Origin of the sequence: Herbidospora sakaeratensis, from assembly GCF_001570525.1 — a bacterium.
GTDB lineage: Bacteria > Actinomycetota > Actinomycetes > Streptosporangiales > Streptosporangiaceae > Herbidospora > Herbidospora sakaeratensis.
The window spans coordinates 56,361-72,959 of sequence record NZ_BBXC01000013.1; the positions used below are offsets into that span (position 1 = coordinate 56,361).

Genomic DNA, 16,599 nt, shown 5'->3' on the forward strand with positions numbered 1-16,599 from the left:
AATGATGAACCCGATCCACCTGCGCGCGGGCGGCACCAGCGTGGTCGTCGCCGTCGACGGCGGACGGCTGCCGCGCGTCCTGCACTGGGGCCCCGATCTGGGCGACCTCGGGCCCGGCGCGCTGGCCGACCTCCAGCGGGCGGCGCTCCCGGCCGTCGGCGACAGCGCCGTCACCTACCCGCAGCCCGTCCCGGTGCTGCCGCAGCTCCACGAGGGCTGGCTCGGCCGCCCCGGGCTCGTCGGGGACTCTGACGGGCGGCGCTGGGCGCCCTGGTTCCGCGAGGCCGCGTACACGGTCGAGGGCACGACGCTGCGTTCGGCGGCCCGCGACCCCGAGTTCGGGCTCGCGCTCGACGTCGAGATCGAGGTGCTGCCCGGCAGCGGGCTGGTGCGGCAGCGCGCCCGGGTGGTGAACGAGGGGGCGGAGCCGTACCGGATCGGGTCTCTGGAGCTGGCGCTGCCGGTGCCGCCGGAGGCGACCGAGATCCTCGACCTGACCGGGCGCTGGGCGCTGGAGCGGGTGCCGCAACGGCGGCCGTTCCAGGTCGGCGAGCAGGTGCGCGCCTCGCGCGGCGGCAAGCCGGGGCTGGAGCACACCCTGCTGCTGGCGGCCGGGGAGCGCGGCTTCGGGTTCCGGCGGGGGCTCGTGTGGGCCACCCACCTGGCGTGGAGCGGCAACCAGGTGCTCGCCGCCGAGCTGACCCCGGCCGGCACCCGCCACCTGGCGGCCGGTGAGACGCTGCTGCCGGGCGAGGTCGTGCTCGGCCCCGGGGAGTCGTTCCAGAGCCGCTGGCAGTACGGGTCGTGGGGCGACGGCCTCGACGAGCTGGCCGGGCGCTTCCACCGCCACCTGCGGACAACGCCCCGGCCGCCCCGGCCCGTGGTGCTGAACACGTGGGAGGCCGTCTACTTCCGGCACGACCTCGACACCCTGGTCGCGCTGGCCGAACGCGGCGCGGAAGTCGGCGCCGAGCGGTTCGTGCTCGACGACGGCTGGTTCCTCGGCCGCCGCGACGACACCACCTCGCTGGGCGACTGGACGGTAGACCCCGAGGTGTGGCCCTCGGGGCTCGGACCGCTGGCCGCGCGGGTGCGCGAGCTCGGCATGGACTTCGGGCTCTGGTTCGAGCCCGAGATGGTCAACCTCGACTCCGACCTGGCCCGGCGGCACCCCGACTGGGTGTTCCAGGCCGGTCACGGCCCCGGCCTGCCCTCCCGCCACCAGCACGTGCTGGACCTCGGCCACCCCGACGCCTACGCCCACGTGTTCGAGCGGATGAGCGGGCTGGTGGCGGCGCTGGAGATCGCGTACATCAAGTGGGACCACAACCGCTACCTGCTCGACGCGGGCGAGCGGCCGGGCGTGCGCCGGCAGGTCGAGCAGGTCTACCGGCTGATGGCCGAGCTCAAGGCCGCCCATCCCGGGCTGGAGATCGAGTCGTGCGCCAGCGGCGGCGGCCGGGTCGACCTCGGCGTGCTGGAGTTCGCCGACCGGATCTGGCCCAGCGACTGCAACGACCCGCACGAGCGGCTGGAGATCCAGCGCTGGACCGGGTTGCTGGTGCCGCCGGAGATGCAGGGCACCCACATCGGCGCGGCCGAGTCGCACACCACCCACCGCGTGCACCCTCTCGACTACCGCGCCGAGAAGGCGTTGTGGGGGCACCTCGGCGTCGAGGTCGACCTGCTCACCGCCGACGCGGCGACCCTCGCCGCGCTGACCGCCTGGGTCGCCTTCCACAAGGAGCACCGCGCCCTGCTGCACTCGGGCGACGTCGTGCACGCCGACCTGCCCGACCCGGCCTTCCGGCTGGAGGGCGTGGTGGCGGCCGACCGCTCGGCGGCCCTCTACGCGTTCAGCGTGGTCGACCGGCCCGCCGTCTGGCCGCCCGGCCGCATCGCCTTCCCCGGCCTGGACGCCGACCGCGTCTACCGGGTCGAGGCGGTGTATCCCGGCCAGACGCCCGGCGGGGTGCTGCCGCCGTGGCAGCACACCGGGGTCACCCTGCCCGGCCGGGCGCTGCGGGTGGAGGCCCCGTCGCTGGACGTCGACCGCTCGGTGCTCTTCCGCGTCGTCGCGGTCTGAGCCGGGCTCAGCCCTTGGCTCGGTTGCGGTATTCGGTCGGGCTGGTCTCGTGCAGGCGGCGGAAGTGGCGGGAGAAGTAGAACGGGTCGGTGTAGCCGACCTCGCGGGCGATGTCGGCGACGGTGGCGTCGGTGGTGTCGAGCAGGTTGCGGGCCTGGGCCATGCGCAACGTGGTGTGGTGCGCCAGCACCCCGCCGCCGGTGGCCCGGCGGAACAGCGCCGACAGGTGGGAGGGAGAGACGCCCACCAGCGCGGCCAGCTCGGCGACCCGGACGGTGGTGTCGAGGCGTTCGGCCAGGTAGGCCATCGCGCGCTGGAGCGGGTCGCCCGGCACCGGCATCACCCGGTCGAGCACGATCTGGGTGAGCAGCTTCCAGGCGGCCCCGGCCGCGCCGGTCAGCGCGGCGGGGGAGTGGTCGCGCTCCATGATCGTGACGATCTCGTCGAGCAGCGCCACCGCCCGGTCGAGCCGCCGGATCGACACCACCGGCCGCGACGGCCCGGCACCGATCTCCTCCAGCAGCTCGGCGAGGTCGGTGCCGCGCAGGTGGCACCACCAGATCGTCCAGGGTGCCTCCGCCGACGCGCCGTAGGCGTGCGGCACGCCGCGCGGGATCACCAGGGCCGCGTTCGACCCGACCCGGTAGTGGACGCCGCCCACGGTCGCCCATCCGAGGCCCCCGGCGCACAGGATGAACACCGCCTCCTCGATCCCGTTGGGCCGCCTCATCAGGTGATCTGTGGCCACGGGGTAGTAGCCGGTGTCGGTGACCATGAGCCGCCGGGTGACCGGCCGGGTGCTCGCCTCGGCCACCACCCGGCGCGGCACGACGGTCAGCCGCTGGTTGCGGAACCCCTCCTGGATCGGCATGCGCCCAGTATGGCGGATCGTCCAGGTGCAGACGTGAAACAGACATTGGATTGGAAAGAGAACACTTGTTGACTAAAGGCATGGGACGCGGATTGTTGTCGGAGAAGGTCGCCGTGGTGACCGGGGCGGCGTCGGGCATCGGCGCGGCGGTGGTGGACCGGTTCCTGGCCGAGGACGCCCAGGTGATCGCCGTCGACGTGGCCGGGCAGGCCGCCCGGCCGGGCCTGGTGCCGGTCACCGGCGACGTGGCCGACGTCGCCACCTGGCGGCGGGTCGCCGATCTCGCCCGCGCGGAGTTCGGCCGCCTCGACGTGCTGCACAGCAACGCCAGCACCTCGGTCGGCGCGCCCGCCCACGAACTGGCCGAGGCCGACTGGGACCGCCAGCTCGCGGTCAACCTGAAGGCCGCCTACCTGGCCGTGCACACGTGCGCCGGCCTGCTGCGGGAGAGCGGGGGAGCCGTGGTGCTCACCTCCTCGGTGCATGCGGTGGTGGGCCTGCCCGGCCACCCGGCCTACGCCGCCGCCAAGGGCGGCCTGGTCTCGCTCGGCCGCCAGCTCGCCGTCGAGTACGGCCCGGCGGTGCGGGTGAACACCGTGCTGCCCGGCCCGATCCTGACCGCCGCCTGGGAGGGCGTCGGCGAGGAGGACCGCCGGCGCAGCGTCGCCGCCACCGTGGCCGCCCGGTTCGGCCGCCCCGACGAGGTGGCCGCCGCCGTCACCTTCCTGGCCAGCGCGGAGAGCTCGTACATCACCGGGACCACGCTGGTCGTCGACGGCGGCTGGACCGCGGTGAAGGACTCGGCGTGAAGATCACCAGGATCGAGACCTTCCTCGTGCCGCCCCGCTGGTTGTTCTGCCGGGTGGAGACCGACGCCGGCGTGGTCGGCTGGGGCGAGCCGGTCGTCGAGGGACGGGCCGAGGCGGTGCGGGCGGCCGTCCACGTGCTGGCCGAGTATCTGACCGGCCGCGACCCGCTGCGCGTCGAGGACCACTGGCAGGTCATGGCCACCGGCGGCTTCTACCGGGGCGGCCCGGTGCTCTCCAGCGCCCTGGCCGGGCTCGACCAGGCGCTCTGGGACATCGCGGGCAAGACCTACGGCGTGCCCGTGCACGCCCTGCTCGGCGGGCACGTCCGCGACCGCGCCCGCGTCTACGCCTGGACCGGCGGCGACGAGCCCGGCGAACTCGCCGACGGCATCGCCGCCCGCGTCGAGGCCGGCTTCACCGCCGTCAAGATCAACGCCTCTGGACGCATGCCCGCGCTCGCCGGTCCCGCCGCCGTGGCGGGCGTCGTCGACCGGATCGCGCTGGCCCGCGAGGTGCTCGGCCCCGATCGCGACCTGGCGGTCGACTTCCACGGCCGGATCGGCGCGGCCGACGCCCGCCGGATCCTGCCGCTCATCGCGCAGTTCCAGCCGATGTTCGCCGAGGAGCCCGTGCTGCCCGACCGGCCGCACCTGCTGCCCGGCGTGGTGGCCTGCTCGGGCGTCCCGGTGGCGGTCGGGGAGCGGCTCTACTCGCGCTGGGACTTCCGTCCGGTGCTGGAGGCCGGCGTCGCCGTGGTGCAGCCCGACCTGTCGCACGCGGGCGGCATCTCCGAGACCCGGCGCATCGCCGCGCTCGCCGAGGTGTGGGACGCCCGGCTGGCCCCGCACTGCCCGCTCGGCCCGCTGGCCCTGGCCGCGAGCCTCCAGGTGGCCTTCGCCGCCCCCAACTTCCTCATCCAGGAGCAGTCGATCGGCATCCACTACAACGAGGGGGCCGACCTGCTCGACTACGTCACCGACCCCGAGGTGTTCCGCTTCACCGACGGGTACGTCGCCCGCCCCCTCGGGCCCGGCCTCGGCGTGGAGATCGACGAGGCCGAGGTCAGGCGGGTCGACAAGGCCGGCCACGCCTGGCGCAACCCCGTCTGGCGGCACGAGGACGGCGCGGTGGCCGAATGGTGATCCCGCTCTCGGCCCGCTTCGACCTCGCCCTGGGCGGTCGCTGGACGTCGTTGTCCGGCGGCGGCCGGGAATGGTTGTGGTCCCGCCCCGACCCCGCCCGCGACCTGGTTCTCCCCGGCGGGGCGTTCGTGGACGTCGGCGGCCTGGAGGAGTGCGTGCCGACGGTCCGGGGCCGGCCCGACCACGGCGACGCCTGGAGCCGCCCCTGGACCGGCACCCCCGCCCGCGCGACGGTGAAGTGCGACGGGTTCGAGCTGACCCGCGAGGTCGGCGAGGAGGCCGGGGCGGTGGTGGCCGTCTACCGGTTGTCGGCCGACCCGGGATTCCGCTTCGTCTGGTCGGCGCACGCCCTGCTCGACCTCAGCGAGCAGGCCCGGCTGATCGCGCCGCCCGGCACGCCGCTGCGCGTCTACCCGGAGGCCGCGCCCGTGCTCGACACGGCCTGGCCCCCCGGCGCGCCCTACCTGGAGGGCCGCTGGCCCGACCCGTTCGGCCTCGGCCTCGACCGGCTCGGCCCTCCGGACGGCTCGGCGGCCGGGGCGGTGCTGCGCTGCGCGTCGGTGCGCGTGCAGGACGGGGCCGACGTGCTGGGCCTGCGCGTGGAAGCGCCGCCCGGGGTGCCGGTGGGCACCGCGTTGTGGCGCAACCTGGGCGGCTTCCCCGAGGGCGCCCCGTATCGGAGCATCGGCGTCGAACCCATGCTGGGCACGGTCTTCGACGTGACGGAGGCCGGCCCGGACGACACGGCGGAAGTGCCCGCGTCGGGGGAAGTGACGTGGCGGCTCGTCATGACGGCGGAACGGATGTGGTGATGACCTTTCTCTCTGACCTGACCGAGCACCGCCTGCTGGCGATCGTGCGCGGACCCGACCGCGCGGCGGCGCTGACCACGGTGCTCACCCTCGCCGAAGAGGGCGTGCGGCTGACCGAGGTGTCCCTGGTCACCGCCGGGGCCCTGGAGGTGATCCGCGACGCGCGGGCCGCCCTCGGGCCCGGCGCGCATCTCGGCGCGGGCACCGTCGTCACCGCCGACGACGCCCGGCGGGCGGCCGAAGCGGGGGCGTCCTTCCTGGTCACCCCGGCGGTCAGCGAGGCCGTCGGGGCCGGGGCCGAACTGGGGCTGCCGGTGCTGGCGGGGGCGCTCACCCCGACCGAGGTCGTCGCCGCCCGCGCCGCCGGGGCCGCCGCGATCAAGTTGTTCCCCGCCTCGCTCTGCGGGGTGCGGCACCTGCGGGCGCTGCGGGACCCCTTCCCGGACGTGCCCTTCGTCCCGGTCGGCGGCGTCGGACCGGCGGAGGCGGTCGGCTACCTGGCGGCCGGGGCGGTCGCGGTCGGCGTCGGTTCCCCGCTCGTGGGCGACGCGGCGGCGGGCGGCGACCTCGACGCCCTGAAGGCGCGGGTCCACGAGTTCAGGGAGCTCCTGTGACCGTCGTGACCTTCGGGGAGACGATGGCCGCCCTGCGGGCCGACGGCCCGATCCGGCTCGGCGGCGGCATGCGGTTGTCGGTCGCGGGCGCGGAGTCGAACGTCGCCATCGGCCTGGCCCGGCTGGGCCACCCGGTGCGCTGGGCCGGGCTGGTGGGCGACGACGAGACGGGCGAACTCGTGCTGCGCACCCTGCGCGCCGAAGGCGTCGACCTGGCGCACGCCCGCACCGACCGCAGGGGCCCCACCGGCCTGGTGCTGTTCGAACGCCGGGTCGGCGAACTCATCCGGGTCATTTACCACCGGGCGGGCTCGGCGGCCTCGTTCCTGTCGCCGGCCGACGTGCTGCCCGCGCTCGACCCGCCGCCCGCGTTGCTGCACGTCACGGGCGTCACCCCGGCTCTCGGCCCAGGCCCGGCCGAGGCGGTGCGTGCCGCCGTCGCCTCCGGCGTCCCGGTCTGCCTGGACGTCAACCACCGCGCCCGCCTGTGGGATCGCGCCACGGCCGCCGCGACGCTGCGCCCGCTGGCCTCCTCGCTCACGGTCGTCATCGCCTCCGACGACGAGCTCGACCTCATCGCCCCCGCCGCCGCGACCACGGAGGCCGACCGGGTGGCCGCGCTGCTCGACGCGGGGGTGCGCGACGTCGTCGTCAAACGCGGCGCCGACGGCGCGACCGGCCACACCGCGACGGAGACCGTGCACACCCCGGCCCGGCGGGTCCGGGTCGCCGACGTGGTCGGCGCGGGTGACGCGTTCGTCGCGGGGTACCTGTCGGGGATGCTCGACGACCTCGACCTGACCGGCCGGCTCGGCCGGGCGGTCACCGTCGGCGCGTTCGCCGTCGCCTCCGCCGGCGACTGGGAGGGCCTGCCCACCCGGGCCGAACTGCCCCTGCTCGACACCCTGCCCGGATCCGTCATCCGATGAGGAGAACCATGGACGTCTGGTCCGCCGCCGGCTGCGAACTCGGCGAGGGCGCCCGCTGGGTCGACGGGCGGCTGGTCTTCGTCGACATCCTGGCCGGCCGGCTGCTCACCGTCTCGGCCGACGAGCCGGGCCCGGCCGGGGAACTGTTCCGGCTCGACGTGCCGCTCGGGGCCGTCGCCCCCGTCCGCGGCCACCCCGGCGTGTGGCTGGCCGCCGCGGGCCAGGGCTTCGCCCTGCTCGACGAGCACGACGGCTCGGTGACGTGGCTCGGCCGTCCCGCGCCGCCGACCTCCCGGATGAACGACGCGGTCTGCGACCCGGCCGGCCGCATGTGGGCCGGGGCGATGCCCTACGACTCCACACCCGGCGCGGGCGTCCTCTACCGGGTCGGCCCCGACCTGGCGGTCACCGTCGTCCGCACCGGCCTGACCATCCCCAACGGCCCCGCCTTCACCGCCGACGGCCGCACGATGTACCTGGCCGACAGCGCCGAGGGCCGCATCGACCGGCACGACGTCGACCCGTCGACCGGCGACCTGGGCGCCCCTTCCGTCTTCGCCACCATCGACGAGGGCGGCCCCGACGGCCTGACCGTCGACGCCGACGACCACCTGTGGGCGGCCGTCTGGGGCGGCTCCCAGGTCCGCCGCTACACCCCGGAGGGGAAGCTCGACCGGGTGGTCGACGTGCCGACCCCCCAGCCCACGAGCGTCTGCCTGACCGACGGCCGCCTGTTCGTCACCTCGGCCGCCCTGGGCCTGACCTCAGGACCGCCGGCCGGCGCCCTCTTCGCCGCCGGCGGCATGCCCCCCGGCCGCCCGGCGGCCCCGTTCGTACGAGATCGGTAGGCGCATCGACCGATCGTGGATTTCCGATTTACTGTCACGATTTCCTGCTGATCCGTTCATCTGCCGTACATCGCAGGGCACGCGTGCCCCGGTTGTATGCGCGCTTAGGAGCAAGCGTCCATCGGGGGTGCCTTGCGAAAGACGACGGAGAAACCACGTGCCCGTATCCCGGAGCAGGACGTTCACCCGATTAAGAAGAAGAGGCAGGGTTTTGACGGCTCTGCTGGTCACCCTGTCACTGCTGCTTCAGGTCGGCTTCCAACCCGTCGCGCAGGCCGCGACGACCCGGGTCACGCTGGAGATCCCGCTTCCCGAGGGGGTGGACCGGGCCGAGGTCGCGTCCTGGGTGAACGACATCAACGGACGTAACGACCTGCTCAGCGACACGATCAGGGAGATGTCCGCGGAGCACCCGGTGGACCTGCCGGACGCCGTCCTCGATCCGCCTGATTTCGACGGCACCCTCACGATGACGGCCACCAGCCTGACACTCACGGTCGAGTCGGAGGTGAGCGCCAGCGAACTGGGGTGGTGGCAGCGGGCGCTGCTGTCCGCCCTCGCTTTCGCCGCGGGCGTCCTCCTCCGGCTGGCATGTGTGCTGACCCTCAACTCCACGGGTGTGGGAGCGGTCGTCTCCGCACCCGCCTGCGCCTTCCTGAGCACCGTCTTCAGCAACGTGGTCAACGCGGCGATCGTGTGGGCCGACGCCGGGGGGAAGGTGGACGACGACTACTGGAAGCGAGTGATGATCACCGCCGTGATGAACGGCCTGGCCCAAGCCGCCTGGGAGTCGTGGCTCGGACCGTTCTCCAAGGGAACCACGTGGAGTGAGGCCTTCACGAAGATCGGCAAGTTCTTCAGGGACGCCGCGAACTGGTTCAAGAGCTGGCCCAGGCTCTCGGCCCTGTTCTCCATGTTCGGCGGCTCGACGGGCGCCAGCACGGGCAACTCCATCAACCTGGGTCTCTGGAACGAGGCCATCCGGCGCGGCTGGGTGATCCGGACGACCCTGCGGGTCATGCCGCTCGGTGACTCCATCACCCACGGCGTCGGCGGCACCCCCGGCGGGGTCGGCTACCGGGCCCGCCTGTGGGACCTGTTGCAGGACGACACGGACTCACTCGATTTCGTCGGCTCGGTCGACTCCGGCCAGGGGCACCTCCCGGACACCGACCACGAGGGGCATCCTCGCTGGTGGGTCAGCCAGATCGACGCTCTGGCGGCCGAATGCAACATCGCCCGCTACCGGCCCAACGTCGTCGTCCTCCACATCGGCACCAACGACCTGACCAACGGCCAGGACCACAGTACGACGCTCAACCGCCTCAGCAGTCTGATCGACAACGTCCACGACGTCGCGCCGCTCACCACGATCATCGTCTCCAGCCTCGTGCCGTCGACGATCCCGGCGACCAACTCGCGGATCGACCTGTTCAACGCCTATCTTCCGCAGGCCGTCACCACCTGGCGGGCCGAGGGCAAGCGGGTCCGGCTGGCCAGACCCATCCTCACCACGGCCGACCTGACCGACACGCTGCACCCCAACAACAACGGCTATCGCAAGATGGCGGACAGCTACCACAACGCGATCAAAGCGGCCATGGAGGAAGGGCTGGTCATGCCCGCGCTCCCCGGCGACAACCGGCCGTGCACCCCGGCCTCGGGCAATCCGACGCCGGAGCCTCCCCCCGGTTCCGGTCCGGCCGGCTGGAACTACGTCGGAAAGATCGCCTCGGTCTCCGGTGCGAGCCGGGCGCAGGTGCGGTTCGCCGACCTGAACGGCGACGGCCGCGACGACTACCTCCTGGTCGGCGACCAGGGCCAGGTCAGGGCCTGGCTCAACGACCGCGCGGGGCAGGGCGGCGGCTGGCACTACGCCGGCGAGGTCGCCTCGGGCGCCGCGTCGCGTGACCGGGTCAGGTTCGCCGACATCGACGGCAACGGGCGCGACGACTACCTGTCCGTCGGTGACGGCGGCGAGGTGTCGGCGTGGCTGAACGTCGGCACCGGCAACGCGGTGAGCTGGGCGTCCAAGGGCGTGGTCGCCACCGGGGTCGGCGCGACCCGCGACCAGGTGCGGTTCGCCGACGTCGACGTCGACGGCCGCGACGACTACCTCGTCGTCGACGGGCAGGGCAGGGTGCGCGCCTGGCTGAACGGCTACACCGCCGCCGGTGGGGCGTGGACGTCACGGGGCGAGATCGCGTCGGGGGTCGGCGCCAGTGGCAGCCAGGTGCGCTTCCACGACCTCGACGGTGACGGCGACGACGACTATTCGGTGTTCGACGCCTCGGGGTACGTCCGGGCGTGGCTGAACAACGTCGGTGGCGCCCGGCCGTGGATCTACCAGGGCGCCGTCGTCGGCGGCGCGGGCGTCGGTCCCGCGGGACTGCTCATGGCCGACATCGACGGAAACGGCCGCGACGACTTCCTGACCGTCGACGACGCCGGTGAGGTCGCCGCCTGGCTGAACGACCGCTGGGGCCGTCCCGACCCGTGGGACTACCAGGGACAGATCGCCTCCACCGACGCGCCCCGCCAGGAGGTCCGCTTCGCCGACCTCAACGGCGACGGGCGTGACGACTACCTCCTGGTCAAGGACAACGGCCGGGTGCAGGCCTGGCTGAACGTCCGGGAGGGCGACGGGGTCGGCTGGAACTACCGGGGCGACGTCGCCTCCGGATCGGGCCCGCGGGACCACATCCGCTTCGCCGACCTGAACGGCGACAACCGCGACGACTACCTGGTGGTCGGTGACCAGGGCCAGGTCAACGCCTGGTTCAACACCGGCACCGGTGACGCGATCGCCTGGACCAGCAGGGGCCGGCTCGCCTCGGGCTCCGCCCCCCGCGGCCAGATCAGGTTCGCGGACGTCGACGGCGACAACCGCGACGACTACCTCGTGGTCGACGACGCGGGCAGGGTCCGGATGTGGCGCAACACCGGCGACGCCACCGGCGTCACCTGGGTCAGCCAGGGCGAGATCGCCTCCGGGGTCGGCGCATCGGGTCTCACGGTGACCTTCGCCGACGTCAACGGTGACCGCCGCGACGACTACCTGGTCTTTGGCGACGGCGGCCAGATCCGCGCCTGGATCAACAACCGGGGCGGATCCGGCTCGGCCTGGACGGCCGTCGGCGAGATCGCCTCGGGTGTCGGCGTGGCCCGCGCGAACGTCACCCTGGCCGAGATCAACAGTGACCGCAGGGCCGACTATCTCGCCCACGACAGCCTGGGCGGGGTGAAGGCCTGGTTCAACAACGGTCCGGACGGTTCGACCGGACCGACCAACCCCATGGCCGACGACCCTCAGCCGCCCCCTCCGGACGGCCTGCCGCTCTGCGTCGCCAACCGATGCTGGTGACCTGACCGGCGACGGCTCCGCCGGAAGCCTTCCGGCGGAGCCGTCCGGGCTCAGATCGTGACCGCGCCGTCCGAGGCCGAGCCCACGGTCGCCACGTACTTCGCCAGCACCCCCCGCTCGACCGGCCGCTCCGGCCGGGTCCACGCCTGGGCGCGGGCCTCCAGTTCGGCCGCGTCCACGCGCAGGTCCAGGACCCGCGCCGCCGAGTCGATCACGACGACGTCCCCGTCCTGGACGAGCGCCAGCGGGCCGCCCCGATACGCCTCCGGGGCCACGTGCCCGATGACCAGGCCGTGGGAGACGCCGGAGAATCGCCCGTCGGTCACCAGGGCGACGTCCACGCCCTGACCCACCAGCGCTCCGGTGATCGAGAGCATCTCGCGCATGCCCGGGCCGCCCGCCGGGCCTTCGTACCGGACGATGACCACGTCGCCGTCCACGATGCGGCGTTCCTGGATGGCCGCGAAGCAGGCCTCCTCGCCGTCGAACACCCGGGCCGGGCCGGTGAACACGAAGTCGGGCCTGCCGCCCAGCTTCAGCACGCAGCCGTCCGGGGCCAGCGAGCCGCGCAGGACGGCCAGCGCCCCCGGGCCCTTCACCGGGTCGGCCACCGTCTTCACGACCCGCTGGCCCGGGGCCTCCTCGGCCTGTTCGGCCACGTCGGCGAGGGTGCGGCCGTCGACCAGGATGACGTCCTCGCGGAGCAGGCCCGCGTCCAGCAGGCGGCGGACGACCAGGGACGTGCCGCCCGCGCGCCACAGGTCGGCGGCGGTGTGGGGACCGGCCGGCTTCACGCCGGCGACGATCGGGATCTGGTGGCAGATGCGGTCGACGTCGTCGATCTCCAGCGGGATCCCGGCCTCGCGGGCGATGGCGAGCAGGTGCAGGACCGAGTTGGTCGAGCCGCCCATCGCGGCGACCGAGACGATCGCGTTGTGCAGCGACGCCTCGGTGATCACCCGGGACGGGCGGGCGTCGCGGGCCAGCGCGTCCATGACGATCTCGCCGATCCGGGTCGCGGCCTCGTTCTTCGACGGGGCCACGGCCGGGATGTCGCTCACGCCGAAGGGCGACAGGCCGAGGAAGTCGCAGATGGCGCCCATCGTGTTCGCCGTGTACTGCGCGGCGCAGGTGCCGGCTCCCGGGCAGGCGTGCCGGGCCAGGTCGTCGACGTCGTCCTGGGTGAGCTTGCCGACGCTGCGTTCGCCGAGGGCCTCCCACATGTCCTGGATCGTCACGTCGCGGTCGCGCCAGCGGCCGGGCATCATGCTGCCGCTGTAGAGGATCACCGACGGCACGTCGAGGCGGCTCAGGGCCATGATCGCGGCGGGCGCGGTCTTGTCGCAGCCGACGATCGCCACGATCGCGTCGAACTGGTGGGCGCGGCCCATCAGCTCGATCGAGTCGGCGATGACCTCGCGGCTGACCAGCGAGGCGCGCATGCCGGGGGTGCCCATCGTGAGGTTGTCGGAGACCGCGATGGTGTTGAACTCCATCGGGGTGCCGCCCGCCCGGCGCACCCCTTCGGCGACGTGGGCGGCCAGTTCGCGGTGGGTGAGGTTGCACGGCATGGTGCCGGTCCACGTGGAGGCGATGCCGACCGTGGGGCGGCGCATGTCCTCGTCGGTCCAGCCCATCGCGTAGAGGTGCGAGCGCGCCGGGGCGCGGTCGGGGTCGGTCGCGATGCTCATGCGGTCTCCCTGGTGGTGGCGACGGGCAGGCCGAGGCTCAGCAGCCGCGTGGCGTTGCCCGCGAAGATCAGTTCCCGGTCGCGGGCCGACAGGTTGAGTTCGTCGACGATCCTGACCTGCTCTTCCGCGTACTTCCTGATGTATCCCCACGGGAAGTCGCACGAGTCGGTGCCGAACAGGATGCGCTCGGGGCCGAAGGTCTCGACGAACTTCCGGAACAGGGCCTTCTGGTCGAGGTCGTAGGGCACCCAGCGGGTCCACTCGTGGTTGCTGGAGCTGTCGACGTGGACGTTGGCGTTCGACCAGCCCAGGCGCAGCAGTTCGGCCGGGTAACCGCAGCCGAAGTGGGCGACCACGAAATTCACGGTGGGGAAGGCCTTGGCGACGTCGTGCAGGGCCAGCGGGTCCATGTTGGGGGCCCAGCCGAGCCCGCCGCCGCCGTTGACCGGCCCGAAGTGCAGCACGACGGGCAGCGCGTGCTCCTCGACGACCTCCCACACCGGCCAGAGCGACCGGTCGGCCAGCGGCACCGTCACCCAGGGCGCGATGACCTTGTAGCCGCGCAGCCCGATCTCCACGGCCCGGCGCAGTTCGGCGGCGGCCCCCGGCGAGCAGGGCTGGTGGTTGGCGAAGCCCACGAAGCGGTCGGGGTGGGCGGCGACGACCGAGGCCAGGCGGTCGTTGCCGCCGCCGGACATGAAGACCACCCGCTCCAGGCCGAAGTCGTCGGCCTCGGCGCGCCAGGCGGCGGCCAGGTCTTCGGTCGTGCGCGTCTCGGGCGCCGTCGGCGGCAGGCTGCGCGCCCTGCGGACCCGTTCGGCGTACCGGGCGGAGTTCTCCCGGAGCACCTCCAGCTTGGCGGGGCCGCAGACGTGCTCGTATTCGGTGTCGAGGCGGTCCTGGGTGGGTTCGTCGCCGGGGAAGTGGCAGTGGAAGTCGATGATCACTTGAATCGCACCGTGTTCCGCAGCAGTCCGACGCCCTCGACCTCGCACTCGACCACGTCGCCGTCCGTCAGCCACAACTGCGGGGTGCGGCCCATGCCGACGCCGTGCGGGGTGCCGGTGGCGATGACGTCGCCCGGGTTCAGGGTCAGGTACGCCGACAGGTAGGCGATGATCTGCGGGATCTGGAAGATCATCTCGCTGGTGCGGCTGTCCTGGACGACCTCCCCGTTGACCCGGGCCGAGATGGCCAGATCGTGGGGGTCGGCGATCTCGTCGGCGGTGACGATCCACGGCCCGAGCGGGCAGAACCCGTCGAAGTTCTTGCCCCGGAACCACTGCCCGTCGGCGAACTGCGCGTCGCGGGCGGACACGTCGTCGGCGACGGTGTAGCCGAAGACCCCGTCGGGCCCGATGACGACGGCGAGCTCGGCTTCCCAGTCGAGCTGCCCCGTGCTCCCTTCCGGCACGACGACGTCGGCGTGGGGGCCGGTCAGCGTGTGGGCGGTCTTCACGAAGGCCAGCACCGAAGAGGGGGTGTCGAGCCCGGTCTCCCGGATGTGGTCGGCGTAGTTGAGGCCGATACAGATGATCTTCTCCGGGTGGGCGACCGGGCTGAGCAACTCCACCCCGGCCAGCGGAAGGGCCGGTCCGTTCGGCGTGAACGGCCCCCCGGAGGCGATCAGATCACGGACGGCGTCGGCCATGTAGGCCGTGGACTCCTCGGCCACGGGGGCGACGACGTCCCCGTCGACGAGCCCGGCGAAGACCCGGCCGTCGGGCGTGCGGTAGCGGGCGATGCGCATAAAAAACTCCAATCCCGAAATAACGGGATAAAACGGGCAAACAGGAAGCTGAGGGTGCCTAAACGACGGCGATAAGAGCCGCCGAAAGGGGATTGCTCAGGGGACGGGCTCGGGCAACACGTGGGCGGTGTGCTGAGGCGGCGCGGTCGGGTGACGGGGCCCGGCGAGGTGCCGGGGCGAGGTGCTGAGGCGGTGTGGTCGGGTGCCGTGTCCCGAGAGGTGCTCGGGCAACGTGCCCAGACGAGGTGTTCGGAGAGGTGCTCACGCGAGGTGTTCCGGCCTGCTGCTCCCGCGGCGCGCTCAGCGATCCTTGGTCACGGGGCTCAGGCGAAGGCGGGGAGGAAACGTTTCTGTTCGGCGATCAAGGCGTCGGTGAGTTCGGCGGCGGCTGACGGGTCGGTGACCGCGCCGTCGGCGATCATCGCCTCTACCGCCAGGTCGCGGGAGCCGGTCATGGCCGCCTCCACCGCCAGGTAGACCGAGGTCAGGCGGCGCGCGAGGATCGCGGTCAGGGGGGCCGACAGGTCCGGCACCGACACCGGGCGCAGGCCCCGCGCCGTCGCCACGCCGGGGATCTCCAGCGCGGCGTCGTCGGGCAGGCCGGGGACCGCGCCCCGGTTCGGCACGTTGACCGAGAACATCGCGCGCTGGTCGAGTTCGATCGAGCGGATGATGGCGATCAGTTGTTCCTGTTCGCCCGTCGAGCGGTCGAAGACGGTCTCGTCGAGCGGGGCCTCCCCGAGGGCCTGGGCGCGCATGCCCTGGTAGCGGTTCTCGCCCCACTCCAGGATCTCCGGCACGGAGAAGGCGTCCACGCCGAGGGTCTTGCCGTAGTAGGAGCCGCCGGCCCAGCGCTCGGGGAAGAACTCCAGCACGTGGCGGTCGTTGGCGGCCGGGTAGGCGCCGTACCGCTGGAAGATCTCCCAGGAGAACGGGTTGTGCCAGGCCTTGCCGTTCTCCCAGATGGAGCCGATGTCCTGCGGCTCGGGCGCGACGGCCAGTTCGCGGGCCACCTTCTCGCGCACGCCCGGCCAGGCGTCGGCGCCGTTGTGGCGGAAGTCGTAGATGAAGGTCAGGTGGTTGATGCCGGCGTACAGGGTGGAGGTCTCCTCGAAGGGGAGACCGGCGAAGGCGGCCAGTTCGCGCTGCACGTGGTGCATGCCGTGGCACAGGCCGACGACCTCGACCCCGGCGTAGCGGGTCATCGCGTACACGTTGGCGGTCATCGGGTTGCTGTAGTTGAAGAAGAACGCCCCGGGCGCGAGCGCCTTGACGTCATGGGCGATCTCCACCATGACCGGCACGGTGCGCAGCAGCCGGGAGACGCCTCCGGGCATCACCGAGTCGCCGACCGGCTGGTAGATCCCGTGCCGGATGCAGACGTCGTGGTCGGCCTGCCAGGCGGGCCGGCCGCCGACGCCGACGCAGGTCACGACGTAGTCGGCGCCGGGCAGCAACTCCCGGCGGTCCGTCGAGGAGCGCACGGTGATGCGGTCGCCCGCGCCCCTGGCCTCGACCATCAGCCCGGCCAGGCGGGCCGCCACGGCCAGGGCCTCCTCGTTGACGTCCACGAGGCGGATCTCCCACGCCCCGAGGTCGTCGGCCGAGATCAGGTCGGCCAGCAGGCCGCGGGTGAAGACGGCCGAACCTGCTCCGATCAGGACCAGGACCTTCATGGTGCTC

At 73.1% G+C, this 16,599-nt stretch carries 13 protein-coding genes; 8 read left to right on the top strand and 5 right to left on the bottom strand.

Features of this window, described 5'->3' with window-relative positions; translation table 11 throughout:
* The first annotated feature begins 4 nt into the window (after positions 1 to 4).
* Complete coding sequence (locus tag AW271_RS21445) at positions 5 to 2,086, top strand: alpha-galactosidase (RefSeq protein WP_245653149.1); 2,082 nt, start codon at positions 5 to 7, stop codon at positions 2,084 to 2,086.
* Between the two features lie 7 nt (positions 2,087 to 2,093).
* On the opposite strand, the gene AW271_RS21450 is transcribed toward AW271_RS21445, so the two are convergent.
* Positions 2,094 to 2,957 (bottom strand): AraC family transcriptional regulator, encoded by an 864-nt coding sequence (locus AW271_RS21450; RefSeq protein ID WP_062339194.1) that lies wholly within the window; start codon positions 2,955 to 2,957, stop codon positions 2,094 to 2,096.
* A gap of 80 nt (positions 2,958 to 3,037) precedes the next feature.
* On the opposite strand from AW271_RS21450, the gene AW271_RS21455 reads away from it, so the two are divergent.
* From AW271_RS21455 to AW271_RS21485, 7 genes are all read left to right on the top strand, one after another.
* Positions 3,038 to 3,766, top strand: a complete 729-nt coding sequence (locus tag AW271_RS21455) for an SDR family NAD(P)-dependent oxidoreductase (RefSeq protein WP_062339195.1) — start codon at positions 3,038 to 3,040, stop codon at positions 3,764 to 3,766.
* Positions 3,763 to 4,908: a galactonate dehydratase gene (gene dgoD, locus AW271_RS21460; protein WP_062339196.1), complete on the top strand. Its 1,146-nt coding sequence runs from the start codon at positions 3,763 to 3,765 to the stop codon at positions 4,906 to 4,908. Before AW271_RS21455 ends, dgoD begins: the two co-directional genes overlap by 4 nt.
* Complete coding sequence (locus AW271_RS21465; RefSeq protein ID WP_062339197.1) at positions 4,902 to 5,720, top strand: hypothetical protein; 819 nt, start codon at positions 4,902 to 4,904, stop codon at positions 5,718 to 5,720. Before dgoD ends, AW271_RS21465 begins: the two co-directional genes overlap by 7 nt.
* Positions 5,720 to 6,334, top strand: coding sequence for a bifunctional 4-hydroxy-2-oxoglutarate aldolase/2-dehydro-3-deoxy-phosphogluconate aldolase (locus AW271_RS21470; RefSeq protein ID WP_062339460.1), 615 nt, complete (start codon positions 5,720 to 5,722; stop codon positions 6,332 to 6,334). The genes AW271_RS21465 and AW271_RS21470 overlap by 1 nt, the downstream gene beginning before the upstream one ends.
* Positions 6,331 to 7,263, top strand: coding sequence for a sugar kinase (locus tag AW271_RS21475; protein ID WP_245653150.1), 933 nt, complete (start codon positions 6,331 to 6,333; stop codon positions 7,261 to 7,263). The genes AW271_RS21470 and AW271_RS21475 overlap by 4 nt, the downstream gene beginning before the upstream one ends.
* A gap of 8 nt (positions 7,264 to 7,271) precedes the next feature.
* Complete coding sequence (locus AW271_RS21480) at positions 7,272 to 8,111, top strand: SMP-30/gluconolactonase/LRE family protein (RefSeq protein ID WP_062339198.1); 840 nt, start codon at positions 7,272 to 7,274, stop codon at positions 8,109 to 8,111.
* 211 nt (positions 8,112 to 8,322) lie between these two features.
* Entirely contained in the window at positions 8,323 to 11,475 is a 3,153-nt protein-coding gene (locus AW271_RS21485) for an FG-GAP-like repeat-containing protein (RefSeq protein WP_062339199.1), read from the top strand.
* Between the two features lie 50 nt (positions 11,476 to 11,525).
* On the opposite strand, the gene ilvD is transcribed toward AW271_RS21485, so the two are convergent.
* The 4 genes from ilvD to AW271_RS21505 all read right to left on the bottom strand — a co-directional run bounded on the left by ilvD (position 11,526) and on the right by AW271_RS21505 (position 16,592).
* A complete protein-coding gene (ilvD, locus tag AW271_RS21490; RefSeq protein ID WP_062339200.1) occupies positions 11,526 to 13,166 on the bottom strand; it encodes a dihydroxy-acid dehydratase in 1,641 nt (546 codons plus the stop codon).
* Positions 13,163 to 14,113 carry an amidohydrolase family protein gene (locus AW271_RS21495; RefSeq protein ID WP_062339201.1) on the bottom strand — a complete coding sequence of 317 codons (951 nt, stop codon included), beginning with the start codon at positions 14,111 to 14,113 and terminating at the stop codon, positions 13,163 to 13,165. Before AW271_RS21495 ends, ilvD begins: the two co-directional genes overlap by 4 nt.
* Positions 14,110 to 14,916 (bottom strand): fumarylacetoacetate hydrolase family protein, encoded by an 807-nt coding sequence (locus AW271_RS21500; protein ID WP_062339202.1) that lies wholly within the window; start codon positions 14,914 to 14,916, stop codon positions 14,110 to 14,112. Before AW271_RS21500 ends, AW271_RS21495 begins: the two co-directional genes overlap by 4 nt.
* A 323-nt stretch (positions 14,917 to 15,239) precedes the next feature.
* Positions 15,240 to 16,592, bottom strand: a complete 1,353-nt coding sequence (locus AW271_RS21505) for a family 4 glycosyl hydrolase (RefSeq protein WP_062339203.1) — start codon at positions 16,590 to 16,592, stop codon at positions 15,240 to 15,242.
* Positions 16,593 to 16,599: the final 7 nt, after the last annotated feature.

What these genes read in the sequence shown, in the direction of transcription:
- AW271_RS21470 (WP_062339460.1), top strand. Translation starts at nt 5,720, where the DNA reads ATGACCTTTCTCTCTGACCTGACCGAGCACCGCCTGCTGGCGATCGTG.
- AW271_RS21450 (WP_062339194.1), bottom strand. Translation starts at nt 2,957, where the DNA reads ATGCCGATCCAGGAGGGGTTCCGCAACCAGCGGCTGACCGTCGTGCCG.
- AW271_RS21500 (WP_062339202.1), bottom strand. Translation starts at nt 14,916, where the DNA reads ATGCGCATCGCCCGCTACCGCACGCCCGACGGCCGGGTCTTCGCCGGG.
- AW271_RS21445 (WP_245653149.1), top strand. Translation starts at nt 5, where the DNA reads ATGAACCCGATCCACCTGCGCGCGGGCGGCACCAGCGTGGTCGTCGCC.
- AW271_RS21505 (WP_062339203.1), bottom strand. Translation starts at nt 16,592, where the DNA reads ATGAAGGTCCTGGTCCTGATCGGAGCAGGTTCGGCCGTCTTCACCCGC.
- AW271_RS21480 (WP_062339198.1), top strand. Translation starts at nt 7,272, where the DNA reads ATGGACGTCTGGTCCGCCGCCGGCTGCGAACTCGGCGAGGGCGCCCGC.
- ilvD (WP_062339200.1), bottom strand. Translation starts at nt 13,166, where the DNA reads ATGAGCATCGCGACCGACCCCGACCGCGCCCCGGCGCGCTCGCACCTC.
- AW271_RS21455 (WP_062339195.1), top strand. Translation starts at nt 3,038, where the DNA reads ATGGGACGCGGATTGTTGTCGGAGAAGGTCGCCGTGGTGACCGGGGCG.
- AW271_RS21465 (WP_062339197.1), top strand. Translation starts at nt 4,902, where the DNA reads ATGGTGATCCCGCTCTCGGCCCGCTTCGACCTCGCCCTGGGCGGTCGC.